Origin of the sequence: Streptomyces corynorhini, from assembly GCF_003346515.1 — a bacterium.
Lineage (GTDB): Bacteria > Actinomycetota > Actinomycetes > Streptomycetales > Streptomycetaceae > Streptomyces > Streptomyces corynorhini.
Genome location: NZ_QQNA01000341.1, coordinates 15587 through 27438 on the forward strand (window position 1 = coordinate 15587; position 11852 = coordinate 27438).

At 73.0% G+C, this 11852-nt stretch carries 11 protein-coding genes; 4 read left to right on the top strand and 7 right to left on the bottom strand.

All coding sequences use genetic code 11. From position 1 onward, the window contains the following. Positions 1-14: 14 nt before the first annotated feature. The gene (locus tag DVH02_RS31365; protein WP_114627237.1) at positions 15-1487 is read left to right on the top strand and encodes a hypothetical protein; all 1473 of its coding nucleotides are present in this window, start codon (positions 15-17) and stop codon (positions 1485-1487) included. Between the two features lie 106 nt (positions 1488-1593). Beyond that, positions 1594-2184, top strand: coding sequence for a TetR/AcrR family transcriptional regulator (locus tag DVH02_RS31370; RefSeq protein ID WP_114627238.1), 591 nt, complete (start codon positions 1594-1596; stop codon positions 2182-2184). A gap of 41 nt (positions 2185-2225) precedes the next feature. Here DVH02_RS31370 and DVH02_RS31375 read toward each other — a convergent pair whose 3' ends face one another. Further along, positions 2226-3260 (bottom strand): SMP-30/gluconolactonase/LRE family protein, encoded by a 1035-nt coding sequence (locus DVH02_RS31375; RefSeq protein ID WP_114627239.1) that lies wholly within the window; start codon positions 3258-3260, stop codon positions 2226-2228. Positions 3261-3470: 210 nt separating this feature from the next. Here DVH02_RS31375 and DVH02_RS31380 point away from each other — a divergent pair, with 210 nt between their 5' ends. Then, positions 3471-5291, top strand: a complete 1821-nt coding sequence (locus DVH02_RS31380) for a flavin-containing monooxygenase (protein ID WP_114627240.1) — start codon at positions 3471-3473, stop codon at positions 5289-5291. A 79-nt stretch (positions 5292-5370) separates the two neighbouring features. On the opposite strand, the gene DVH02_RS31385 is transcribed toward DVH02_RS31380, so the two are convergent. Together DVH02_RS31385 and DVH02_RS31390 are read right to left on the bottom strand one after the other, a co-directional pair. Continuing rightward, positions 5371-5820: a spore-associated protein gene (locus DVH02_RS31385; RefSeq protein ID WP_114627241.1), complete on the bottom strand. Its 450-nt coding sequence runs from the start codon at positions 5818-5820 to the stop codon at positions 5371-5373. Positions 5821-5998: 178 nt separating this feature from the next. Beyond that, the gene (locus DVH02_RS31390) at positions 5999-6589 is read right to left on the bottom strand and encodes a TetR/AcrR family transcriptional regulator (RefSeq protein WP_114627242.1); all 591 of its coding nucleotides are present in this window, start codon (positions 6587-6589) and stop codon (positions 5999-6001) included. 191 nt (positions 6590-6780) lie between these two features. Between DVH02_RS31390 and DVH02_RS31395 the strand changes: the two genes are divergently transcribed. Then, positions 6781-7506, top strand: a complete 726-nt coding sequence (locus tag DVH02_RS31395; RefSeq protein ID WP_114627247.1) for an alpha/beta fold hydrolase — start codon at positions 6781-6783, stop codon at positions 7504-7506. On the opposite strand, the gene DVH02_RS31400 is transcribed toward DVH02_RS31395, so the two are convergent. The 4 genes from DVH02_RS31400 to DVH02_RS31415 are packed head-to-tail and all read right to left on the bottom strand — an operon-like array spanning position 7493 to position 11736. Further along, positions 7493-8572 carry an SDR family oxidoreductase gene (locus DVH02_RS31400; protein ID WP_114627243.1) on the bottom strand — a complete coding sequence of 360 codons (1080 nt, stop codon included), beginning with the start codon at positions 8570-8572 and terminating at the stop codon, positions 7493-7495. The genes DVH02_RS31395 and DVH02_RS31400 overlap by 14 nt on opposite strands. Before the next feature lie 46 nt (positions 8573-8618). Next, complete coding sequence (locus DVH02_RS31405) at positions 8619-9902, bottom strand: beta-ketoacyl-[acyl-carrier-protein] synthase family protein (RefSeq protein WP_114627244.1); 1284 nt, start codon at positions 9900-9902, stop codon at positions 8619-8621. After that, positions 9899-10153: an acyl carrier protein gene (locus tag DVH02_RS31410; protein ID WP_114627245.1), complete on the bottom strand. Its 255-nt coding sequence runs from the start codon at positions 10151-10153 to the stop codon at positions 9899-9901. Before DVH02_RS31410 ends, DVH02_RS31405 begins: the two co-directional genes overlap by 4 nt. A 5-nt stretch (positions 10154-10158) precedes the next feature. Further along, the gene (locus tag DVH02_RS31415; protein ID WP_114627246.1) at positions 10159-11736 is read right to left on the bottom strand and encodes an aminotransferase class III-fold pyridoxal phosphate-dependent enzyme; all 1578 of its coding nucleotides are present in this window, start codon (positions 11734-11736) and stop codon (positions 10159-10161) included. Positions 11737-11852: the final 116 nt, after the last annotated feature.

Here is an 11852-nt window from a genome sequence, read left to right on the forward strand (position 1 = left end):
GAGGAGAGCACCGCATGAACGACAGGCTGAGCGGGAAGCAGTGGACCGGCCGGTGGCGAACGGGCCGTCGACGAGCCCGGGTAGCGGCCCTGGTCGCCGGTGTCACCGGCGTCCTCGCCACAGCGGTCCTCGGCCCGCACGTCCCCGCCGCCGCGGCGGACGGGCCGGGGGCCGTCGGCTGTCCGGCGAACCTGGCGGACCGGGCGACGTGTTACACCGGGCAGGACGCCAACGGCGCCTCTTACGCGATCGCCGTCCCCGAGAACTGGAACGGCTCCCTGGTCGTCCACGCCCACGGCGGCCCGGACCTCGGCGCGGGGTCCGATCCCGAGCGCGCCGTCGGCGACCTCGAACGCTGGTCGGTCATGGTGGACGAGGGGTACGCCTGGGCCGGTTCCTCCTACCGGCGGGGCGGGTACGGCACCCGCATGGCGGCCCAGGACACGGAGAACGTACGCCGTCTGTTCACGGCACGGTTCGGCACTCCCGCGAAGACCTATGTCCACGGCCAGTCGTGGGGCGGCAATGTGGCCGCCAAGGTCGTCGAGATGTACGGCGCGGGCGGGCGCGGCCCGTACGCGGGTGCCCTGCTCACGAACGGCGTGCTGGGCGGCGGCTCCCGGGGCTACGACTACCGGGTGGACCTGCGTGTCGTCTACCAGTACTACTGCCGCAACCTGCCCCGTCCCACGGAGCCGCGGTACCCGCTGTGGGAGGGGCTGCGCGCGGACTCGACGCTGACCGGCGCCGGGCTGCGGGCGCGACTGCAGGAGTGCACGGGCTACACGTCGGACCCCCGGGACCGCACATCGCTCCAGCAGCGCAATCTGGACGACATCCTGGCCGTCACGCGCGTACCGGAGAGGACGCTGGAGTCGCATCTGCGGTTCTCCGTCTTCACCTTCCGGGACATCGTCCACAACCGGCTCGGCGGGCGCAATCCGTTCGGCAACCGGGGTGTCGTCTACTCCGGGTCGCACGACGACGCGGCGCTCAACGCGGGCGTGGAACGGTTCAGCGCCGATCCGTCGGCGGCGCGCGACCTGTCCTGGGACAGTGACATCACCGGAGACGTGAGCATCCCGGTCCTGACCCTGCACGCCATCGACGACCCGACGGCGTTCGTGGAGCACGAGGCCGCCTACCGGGCCAGTCTGCGCGGCGCGCACCGCGACCGGTACCTGGTGCAGAGCTTCACACGGGAGAGCGAGCACAGCGGCCTGAGCGACGCGGAGTACGCCACCTCCGTCGCCGCGCTGGACAACTGGGCGCGTACGGGCAGGAAGCCCACGCCGCGCAGCCTGGCGGCGGCCTGTCCCGCCCACGACCGTAGGTACGGGACCGGCTGTTTCTACCAGCCCGATTACCTTCCCGGCCCGTACGCCTCGCGCGTCGCTCCGCGTCCGGGCGGGCTGCGTTGGCCCGTTCTGACCGCGGCCGGGGAGAGGGCGCTGAGCCGGATCGACGGCGTGGGCATCGCCCCCTGACCGGGCGGACGGGAAACAGCCGCGCCGCGGCGGCCCGCGCCCGCCCGCGGCGACGGCTCCCGGGAGGCCGGTTCCCCGGGGCCGGGCCGGGGGCTACCCTTCCGGGGTGACGCAGCACCCCATGTCGAACGCGCCGCGCCCCGCGAACGACGGGCCGAAGGCCGCCGCCCGCAATCGGGCCGCTCTGGTCACCGCCGCCCGGGAGGTCTACGCGGAGCACGGCCTGGACGCCCCGCTCTCCGCGATCGCGCGGCGGGCCGGGGTCGGGCAGGGCGTCCTGTACCGGCATTTCCCCGACCGGACCGCCGTGGCGAGCGCGGTGCTGGAGGAGAACGTGCGGGAGGTCGAGCAGGCCGCCGCGGCCGACGGCGCGACCTGCGCGGGCGTGCTCGCCGTGCTGACCTGGCATCTGACGGAGTCGGCGGCGTTCATCGGCCTTCTGCACGCGGGCGTGGCGGTCAGCCGCTCCGGTTTCCTCGGGTATGCCCTGGCCCTGTCCGAGCGGGTCGAGCGTGCCCTGCGGGAGATCCTGCCGGAGGGCCACCGGCTGGCGGCGGCGAACGACCTCATGCTCGGCGTCGCCATGGTCTCCGGGGCCGTCACCGGTCCCACGCGCGAGGAGCGGGAGCGCCGGGCACTGGCTGCCTGGCGACTGCTCGGGGTCGAGGTGGGACCGGTGCGGCCCTTCGCCGGGTGACGGGCCGCGAGAGGGGGCGGCCCGGCGGCGAGGGGCGGGGGTCAGCCTCCGTTGGACTGCCGGATGCCCTCGGCCAGTGCGTCGAAGCTGTACAGGTAGCCTCCGGCGGGCCCGCTGACGGTCATGTAGGCCTTGGTCCCGCCGGGGGTGATCGCCACGTTCGTCGCCGACTCCAGGCCCTGGTCGCGGGCGGGCACCTCGATCGTCGCCAGGCGCTCACCGTACTTGTCGTAGACGAGCATCGCGGCCCGGCCGTGCAGGGCCTGGTAGAGGTTGCCGTCCGCGTCCACGGCGATCGAGTCGGTCTGGGCGAGGCCGCCGTCGACGCGGACGGCGGTGTGCCGGGAGGCCACGCTCTCCCCGTTCTCGCCGAGGCGCAGGTAGGAGATCCGGTTCTGGGTCAGCTCGCTGATCCACAGCCCCCGGTAGTCGACGTCGAACGAGATGCCGTTGGTGGCGGCCAGCCCGTCGGCCAGGACCGTGGCCTTCTCGCCCTCGCGGTCGATGCGCACCACCCGGCCGGTCTCCTCGCCCTCGGTCAGGCCGCGTGAGTCGCTGATGTAGAGGTTGCCGTCCTCGTCGAAGGCGATGTCGTCGGGGTTCATCGGCGCTCCGTCGACCTGGCCGGAGAAGAAGGTCCGCGGATCGCCGCCGTCCGGGGCCAGGCTGACCACCTCGCCGTGGGCGAAGTCGGACAGGTAGATCCGGCCGTCGTACGGGCTGAACTGTGCCGAGGTGTAGGCGCCCCGGCTGTCGGTGTGCGCCGGCCGCGCCGTCTTCCTGGCGAGATCGACGCGTATGACCTTCGGCTTGCCCGCGGGCGCGGTGACGTCGACGAGGAGGAGCGTGCCGTCCTCGTCGAAGGTCGGGCCTTCCAGCAGGGTCATCCCGGTCTCTTCGTGCACCTTCGTCACCTGCATCACCTTCTTCGCGGTGATGGTCCTGGCCGTGGCGCCGGGGGCCGCCTTGCCGCCGGGGCCCGCCGTGTCCGTACCGCATCCGGTGAGCGTGAGCGTGCCGACCGTGGCGAGCACGGCGAGGGATCGGACCGGGAGTCGTCGCGGGAGTCGTCGCATGGGGGGAAATCACTCTCTCTGTCCGCTGGCGTGCGGGGGCCACCGGCGAGCCGCGTGCGGGGCAGCGCGCGGGTGCGGGCCGCTCGTCGCGGGCGCCGGGAAGCACCCCCTCCAACCGGACATCGTTGTCCGGTAGTTGCTACCGTAGCGGACGGCCGCTCGTCCGGGGCGGCCCGTATGCCGGCAGACCGACAAGATCGAGGCCCCCACATGACGATCCCTCAGGCACCGACCCCCGAAGAACTCACCGAGCTGAGGCAGCGGTACCGTCTCGAACGCGAGCGGCGGGTACGGCCCGACGGCGCCGCCCAGTACCGCGCCACCGAAGCCGAGTTCGGCTACTACGCAGCCGATCCGTACGCGGGAGAGCCCGCCGACCGCGCGCCGCTGCGGGACACCGTCGACGTCGCCGTGGTCGGCGGCGGATTCGGGGGCATCCTCGCCGGGGCGCGGCTGCGGCAGCAGGGCGTGGAGCGGGTCCGGATCGTGGAGCAGGGCGGTGACTTCGGGGGCACCTGGTACTGGAACCGGTACCCGGGCATCCACTGCGACATCGAGTCGCACGTGTATCTGCCGCTGCTCGACGAGACCGGGTACGTGCCGGAGTGGAAGTACTCGCCCGGTGAGGAGATCCGCCGCCACGCGGTGCGCATCGCGGAGCGGTTCGGTCTCTACCGTGACGCCCTGTTCTCCACCTCGGTCACCTCGCTGACCTGGGACGAGGCGTCCGAGGCGTGGATCGTGGCCACCGACCGCGGTGACGCGTTCCTGGCCACGTACGTCGTCACCGCCACCGGCACCCTCTCCCAGCCGAAGCTTCCCGGGATACCCGGCATCGAGGACTTCGAGGGCCACACCTTCCACACCTCGCGGTGGGACTACTCCTACACCGGCGGCACCCCGGACGGCGGGTTGAGCGGCCTCGCGGACAAGCGGGTGGGGATCGTCGGCACCGGCGCCACCGGCATCCAGGTCATTCCGGTGCTGGCCGAGGACGCCTCGCACGTCTACGTGTTCCAGCGCACCCCCTCCACCGTGGACGTGCGCGCCAACCGCCGCACCACCGCGCAGGACGTCGGCGCCGACCGCGACGGATGGGCACGCGAGCGCCGCGACAACTATCTGCGCATCGTCTCGGGCGAGACGGTCGAGGAGGATCTGGTGGCGGACCGCTGGACCGAGTCGGCCGCGCTGCTGGAGAAGCTCCTGCCGAGCTTCCGGCGCCAGGGCGACCGCGGCGCCTTCGAGGCGGCGTACGAGATCGCCGACGCCGCCAAGATGAACGAGCTGCGCAGCCGCGTCGAGGAGACCGTCACCGACCCGGACACGGCGGAGCGGCTCAAGCCCTGGTACCGGTACGCCTGCAAGCGTCCCACCTTCTCCGACAAGTACTACCAGGCGTTCAACCGCGGCAATGTCACCCTGGTCGACACGGCCGACACCCACGGCATCGAGCGCGTCACCGGGAACGGCGTCGTGGTCGGCGACACCGCGTACGAGCTGGACTGCCTGATCTTCGCCACCGGATTCTCCGTCGGGACCTCGGGCATCCTCTCCGGCAAGCTCCCCGTACACGGCCGAGACGGCACCCAGCTGCTGCACGCGCTGGCGCAGCAGGGCCCGCGCTCACTGCACGGCTTCACCCGCAACGGCTTCCCGAACCTGGTCCAGATGGGGTCCCTGCAGAACGCCAGCAGCGTCAACTACACGCACATCCTGGACGAGCAGGCCGTCCACGGCGCCGCCCTGGTCGCGGCCGCCGAGGCCAAGGGCGCCCTCCTCGAACCGTCCCGCGAGACCGAGGACGCCTGGATCGCCGTCCTGGCCGAGGGCGCCCCGGACCACGAGTGGTTCCACGCCGACTGCACCCCCGGCTACTACAACGGCGAGGGACGCGGCCGGCCGAACGGTCCGACGTCCTATCCCCACGGCGCCTTCGCCTTCCACGAGTTGCTGAAGCGCTGGCGCGAGGAGTCCATGACCGAGGCGCTGCGGGCCAAGGCTCCGCGGGCCGAGGACAGCGCTCCGTAGTCTTCCGGGCCGTCCGGGCCCTGGACGATCCAGGGCCCGGACGGCCCGGGGCCCGGACGGTGCCGGGCGGTGTGCCGGATCAGCGGACCTCGGTGACCCGGCTCTCCTTCAGGGAGGCGCAGTTGGAGTTCTCCACCGACACGTACACGTTGTCGATGTGGGCGCCCCAGCTGACGCAGTGGCCCTTGCCGTAGGCGTAGGACGGCCCCGCGTACGACGTGTAGTTCCCGTAGTCCTCGGCCCACACGTCGGTGTCGGGGACGTAGATCCACGCGGACATGTTCTTGGCCGTGCCCGGGTTGGAGCGGATGGTCGTGACGCAGTTCTTGCCGTTGGAGGAGTTGTACGTCAGGTAGACCGTACCCAGTGAGCCGACGGCCGCCGAGTTCACGGTCTTGTAGGCGCTGCCGCAGACACTCTGCGGTGTGACGTTGGGTGCGGCGGAGGCGGTCGTGCCGAACGCGGTGGCCGCCCCCACGGCCAGCGCGGTCAGGGCTCCGGTGGCGGCGATCGTGCGAGTGATACTCATATTTCCCCCTTGTATCCCTCGGAGTGATTTACTCCTGCTTGGTGTGACACACCGGGGCGTCGAATGGTTGTGCCGGACAGGCGTGGCCGCGCCCGTCGTTCCGTCGTTCCGTCGTTCCGTCGTTCCGTCGTTCCGTCGTTCCGTCGAGGACCGTGCTGGGCGGTACGCGTCCGCCGCGTCACACCGTTCGGCGCAGACCCGCGACGAGCATGCCGACGAGCCGGCGCGCGTCGTAGCGGGGGTTGTTCCCGGCCCCCGCGCACAGGCCGCCGACACCGCGCATCAGCTCGTAGGCGTCCAGGTCCGGGCGGATCTCTCCGGCACCGGCCGCGGCGTCGAGCAGCCGGGTGCACACGGGGACGAGACGTTCGAGGAAGTAGGCGTGCAGGGGGTCGAAGCAGGCGTCGTCGGACTGCAGTACGGCGGCGAGTCCGTGTTTCGTGACCAGGAAGTCGACGAAGAGGTCGATCCACCGCGCCAGCGCGGCGTAGGGAGTCGGGCCGGCCGCCAGCAGGGCGGGACCGGCCTCGGCGAGCGCCTCGACCTGATGCCGGTAGACGGCGATGATGAGATCCGCCCGCGTCGGGAAGTGGCGGTAGATCGTGGCCGTCCCGACTCCGGCCTTCGCCGCGATGTCACGGATCGGCGCCTCCACCCCCGACGCCACGAAGACCGCGGCCGCCGCGTCGAGCAGGACCCCTTCGTTGCGCCGCGCGTCCGCCCGCTTGGGCCGTGCCGTCCGCCCCGCGTCCCGATCGCCGCCGTTCACCGCATCGCTCCTTCGTCTCGCGCTTGATAAACGGGACGCTGTCCCGTATTTTCAATCGGGACAGCGTACCGTTTCTCCATCATGGCAGATCCGGGAACCGCCGACCCCTGTCCGCACGCCATGAACCGGCCTGCGCCCCCTCGCGTTCCCACGCCCCCGCGACGCGGAACAGCACAGCAAGGAGCCATATGATGTCGACTTATCTACTGGTGCACGGCGCCTGGCACAGCGGACGCGCCTGGGAGCGGGTGGTGCCCCTGCTGGAGTCGGCCGGGCACCGGGTCCTCGCGCCGTCGCTGACCGGCTACGGGGACAAGGCGCATCTGCTGGGTCCCGAGGTGGGGCTCGGCACACACATCGACGACATCGTCGGGCTGATCGTCGAGCAGGACCTCACCGAGGTGGTCCTGGTGGGACACAGCTACGCCGGGCTGGTCGTCTCGTCGGTGGCCGACCGGGTCCCGGAGCGGATCGCCCACCTCGTTCACCTGGACGCGATGGTCCCGCGCGACGGCGAGAGCGCCGCGGACGTCCTTCCCGTGACCCAGAACCTGATCGACCTGGCGTTGAAGTCGGAGAGCGGCTGGCGCGTCCCGCCGCTGCCCGAGTTCCCGCCGCCCGCGGGGCTGTTCGGGGTCACCGACCCGGCGGACGTCGCCTGGCTGCGCACCTTGCTGTCGGACCAGCCGGTGCGCTGCCTCCAGGAGCGCGTCCACCTGGACAACCGGGCCGCGGACGTGATTCCGCGTACGCACATCCACTGCACGGCCGGTGTGCCGGAGGGCATCACCCGCCGCCCGATCGACCCGATACAGCCCAACGGGGCCCCGGCGCGGATCCGGGAACTGGCGACCGGCCACGACTGCATGATCACCATGCCCGCCGAACTGACGGAGCTGCTGCTCACGCTGGACTGACGCCCTCGCCCGCCGCGTCGGGGCGGCGCGCCTCGGGTGCGCCGATCATCCTCCAGGGCACCGGACTCGCCAGCGCCAGCCGCGGTTTGCGCGCGGCCCAATGGCGTACGGAGGCCGCCATAACCTCTCCGGGCGCCGCCACGGGCCAGGTGGGTGTGAAGGGGGCGCTCATGCTGGTGTAGCTCTGGAACATGGCGAGCAGTTTGACGGCCCGGCTCTGGAACGGGGAGAGGTACTGCTCCGCGAGCGGCAGGAAGAACCGGTCCCAGCTGTCGCCGGAGACGATGGGCGGCCGGGCGATCGGCGGCACGCCCGCCTCGGCCCTGCACTCGTTGATGGTGTCGCAGGTGATGTCGAGGAGGGTCGCGAGCCGCAGGCCGGCCGGGCCGCCCGCGATCACCTCGGTGCGCGGGGTGGCCGGCGGGCCGGACAGCACGGCGGCGGTGACGGCGGCGGCGACATCGTCGACGGGGCAGATCTCGGCGTATCCGTCGGGGTCGCCGACCACCACGGCGGCCAGCCCCGAGACGAGTGCCTGGAGGAGTGTGTAGGGCCCGGAGAAGCGGGAGATCTCGCCGCTGTTCCGGCGTCCCACGACCAGGGGCGGGCGGACGAGGGTCAGCGGCCCCCGGTGTGTTTCCCGCACGATGCGCTCGCCCAGGGCCTTGGACCACTCGTAGCCGTTGCGGTATCCGTCGAAGGGCGCGCCGCGCGGGTCTTCGAGGTCGCGGGCGCCCGCGACGTACGCGGTGGAGATGTGGACGAGGTGGGTGGCCCGGTCGGCGAGGCCGAGTACCGCCCGCAGCGGCCGGATGTTCGCGGTCACGGCCTCCTCCCGGCTGAGCGTCCAGCGGGTGGAGGCCGCGGCGTGGACGATGACGTCCCAGTGTCCGGCCAGCTCTCCGGGGGGCGGCTGGGCGCCGATGTCCCAGCGCACGACGGAAGGGTCGGCGGGGCGGCGGGCCACGCGGGTGAGGGCGAGGTCCGGTGGCCGGCCGGCGGCGAGGAGGGCGGCGACCACCTCGGTGCCGACCACGCCGGTCGCGCCGGTGACAAGGATCCGCATGGTGCATCTTCTCCGGTCGGTCGGGGGCGGGGCGCCGCGGCGGGGATCACCGTAGGGCGCGTGTCGTGGCCGGGCGGTCGCCCGCCGGGGCGGGGGCCAGCACCAGGCAGCTGTTCTGCCCGCCGAATCCGAAGGAGTTGGAGAGTACGGGAGCGGGCGGCACGGCACGCGGGGCACCGACGACCAGGTCCACCATCCCGGCCTCCGGGCTGGAGCGCAGGTTCGCGACGGGTGGTACGAGGCCCCGGTCGGCGCAGAGCAGGGCGAGCGCGGCCTCCAGCGCGCCGGAACCGCCGACGAGATGACCGGTGACGCCCTTCATGGCGGTGACGGGTGGCGAGTGGCCGTCGAAGCAGCGGGCGATGGCGCGCGCCTCGGACCGGTCGTTGAGGAGGGTCGATGTGCCGTGGGCGTTGATATGACCGATGTCCGCCGGGGCGCAGCCGGCGTCGGCGAGGGCGAGCCGCATGCACCGGCTCGCCGGTTCGCCGTCCGGCCGGGGCGCGACGATGTGGAAGGCGTCGCAGGTGGCGGCGTAACCGGCGATCTCGCCGTGGATCCGGGCGCCACGGGCCCGCGCCCTGTCCCAGCGTTCGAGGACGAGTACGGCGGCGCCCTCCCCCATGACGAAGCCGTCCCGGTCGGCGTCGAAGGGGCGGCTGGCCCGCTCGGGCGCCTCGTTGCGCACGGACAGGGCCCGCAGCCGGTGGAAGCCGCCCATGATGACCGGGGTGACGGGCGCGTCGACGCCGCCGGCGAGCGCCACGTCCAGTTCCCCGTGGCGGATGCGGCGCGCGGCCTCGCCGATGGCCGTGGTGCCGCTGGCGCAGGCCGTGGCGTAGGTGGTGCACTCGCCGTGGAACCCGTGGCGCATGGCGATGCGGCAGGCCGCCGAGTTCGCCATGGTGCGGGGGACGGTGTGTACGGGCATGGCCGAGGGCCGCTCGCCGTGGTCCCGTGTGGTCGCCTCCATGCTCGCGAGGCCGCCGACTCCCGTACCGATCTGGACCCCGGCCCGCTCCGGCTCCGCCACCGGGGTGAGCGCCGCGTCGGCGACGGCGTCGGCCGCCGCGCAGAGCACGAGGGCCGTCGGACGGTCGATCTGGCGCGCTTCGCGGCGGCCGATGTGGGCGTCGGTGTCGAAGAAGGGCACGAGGCAGGCGAAGCGCACCGCCATGCCGCGCTCGGCGAGGCCGGGGACCACGGCCGCGGTGGACCTGGCGGCGAGCAGGGTGGCGAACACCTCGTCGGGCGTGTTGCCGGCCGGTGACCTCACGCCGATTCCGGTGACGGCGACGCGCACCCGGCCGCCGCGGTGGGCGCCGGTCACGCGCGGCCGGCCGATCGGGCCGCGAGCAGGTCGACGGCCTCGCCGACGGTGCGGGTACGGGTGAGGTCCTCGATCTCGATGCGCAGGTCGAGGTTCCGCTCCAACCGGGCGCCGATCTCCATCAGTTCGAGGCTGTCGACGCCGTAGTCGGTGATCAGGTCGGTGGTCTCGTCCACCTCGTCGATGTCCGTGCCGAGTACGTCCGCGACGGCGGTGCGCAGGACCAGGGCGAGTTGCTCGCGGTCGGCCATGTCGGTCATTCCTTTCCCGGGTCGGGTACCGGAGCGGCACGCGGGGGCGACGGCCGGGCGGCGGTGCGGGCCCTTCGGGGGCCGGCCGGGGCGCCGCGCGCCGCCGCGGCCAGCGCGGAGCCGAGGATGTCGGCGGCCTCGGCGAGATCGGCCGCCGTGCTGACCAGGGGCGGCAGCAGGCGTACGGTGGTCGGCCTGCTGAGGCAGGGCGAGACCAGGAGTCCGGCGGCGGCCAGTTCCATCACGACCACGCCCGCGATGCGCGGGGTGGCCAGGTCGATCCCGCGGAGCAGTCCCCGGCCGTCGACCGCCCGGATCAGCTCCGGGTGGCGGTGGCGCAGAGCCTGCAGGACGTTGTCCAGCAGGCGGGCCAGTTCGGCCCCGTGCGGGGCGAGTTCCTCGATGGCGCTCAGCGCGGCCGGAAGCGCCGCGCAGCTCAGGGGGTGGCCGCCGAAGGTGGCCGAGTGGAGGAAGGGGTCGGTGTCCAGCGGCGCGTACAGCTCCTCGGAGCAGACCACCGCGGACAGCGGTACGACGCCTCCGCCCAGCGGCTTGCCGACCAGCACGGCGTCGACGCGCAGCCCTTCGGCCAGGGCGAGCGAGCGCTCGCCGCACCGGCGCAGCCCGCACTGGATCTCGTCGGCGATCACGAAGGTGCCGTGCCGGGCGGCGTCCTCGCACCACCGGCGCAGTACGTCGGGGGGCAGCGAGCGCGCGCCGTTCTCGCCCTGCACCGGTTCGAAGACGAGGGCGGCCACGTCGGCGGCGGCGACCTCCCGGCGCACGGCGCCGGGATCGTCGGGCGCCACGTGGACGACGTCCACGGAGCAGCCGCGCAGCCCGGTGCGGTAGAGGGGGTGGTGGGTGAGCGCGAGGGCGCCGAGGGTCTTGCCGTGGAAGCCGCCGCGCACGGCCACGACCCGGTCCCGGCCGGAGGCGACGCGGGCGAGTTTGACGGCGACTTCGACCGCGTCGGAGCCGTTGAGTCCGAAATGGACCTTGGGCAGTGTGTGTCCGAAGTAGTCGGCGAGGCGGGCGGCGGCGGCCGCCGCGACCGGGTTGCCCAGGCTCCGGGTCGAGGTGGGCATGGTGTCGAGCTGCCGGTGGACGGCGTCGACCACGGCGGGGTGGCGGTGGCCGAGCAGGGTGACGGCGTACGAGCCGAAGTCGAGGACGGAACGGCCGTCCGACAGCCGGACCCGGCAGCCGTCGGCGCCCGCCTCCACGGCCCCGCTNNGCGGGATGCCGATTTCGAATTCGACGTGCAGCCGGACGACGCTGCCGGTGCCGGGGGCGGCGGTGACGGCCCAGTGGCCGACGAACTCGCCGAGGTCCCCGCTGACTTGACGGAAGTCGAAGCGGCGTGCGGCGGGGTCGATCACCTCGTCCTCGGTCCAGCGCAGCAGAGAGCCCCTGAGCCGTACGGACCAGGCCGTCGTACGGTGGCGGGCGTCGGCCCGGTGGGTGACGACGACCGACTCGACGTTCTCCATGCACCTGGGGTAGCTCTCCACGTCGACCACGGCCGCCCAGGCGGTCTCGGGTGGCGCCGCGATGCGCAGCTGGGTCTCAACTCGGGGCATGGGTGGGCCGTTCTGTGTCCGGAGGGGAAGGCGGGGTGCCCGGGGAAGGACCCGGCGCAGTACCGCGCGGCGTCCGGGGCGCAGATGGGTGATGGCGTACGACTGCGGGATCAGGT

What these genes read in the sequence shown, in the direction of transcription:
- DVH02_RS31365 (WP_114627237.1), top strand. Translation starts at nt 15, where the DNA reads ATGAACGACAGGCTGAGCGGGAAGCAGTGGACCGGCCGGTGGCGAACG.
- DVH02_RS31375 (WP_114627239.1), bottom strand. Translation starts at nt 3,260, where the DNA reads ATGCGACGACTCCCGCGACGACTCCCGGTCCGATCCCTCGCCGTGCTC.
- DVH02_RS31380 (WP_114627240.1), top strand. Translation starts at nt 3,471, where the DNA reads ATGACGATCCCTCAGGCACCGACCCCCGAAGAACTCACCGAGCTGAGG.
- DVH02_RS31385 (WP_114627241.1), bottom strand. Translation starts at nt 5,820, where the DNA reads ATGAGTATCACTCGCACGATCGCCGCCACCGGAGCCCTGACCGCGCTG.
- DVH02_RS31395 (WP_114627247.1), top strand. Translation starts at nt 6,781, where the DNA reads ATGTCGACTTATCTACTGGTGCACGGCGCCTGGCACAGCGGACGCGCC.
- DVH02_RS31400 (WP_114627243.1), bottom strand. Translation starts at nt 8,572, where the DNA reads ATGCGGATCCTTGTCACCGGCGCGACCGGCGTGGTCGGCACCGAGGTG.
- DVH02_RS31410 (WP_114627245.1), bottom strand. Translation starts at nt 10,153, where the DNA reads ATGGCCGACCGCGAGCAACTCGCCCTGGTCCTGCGCACCGCCGTCGCG.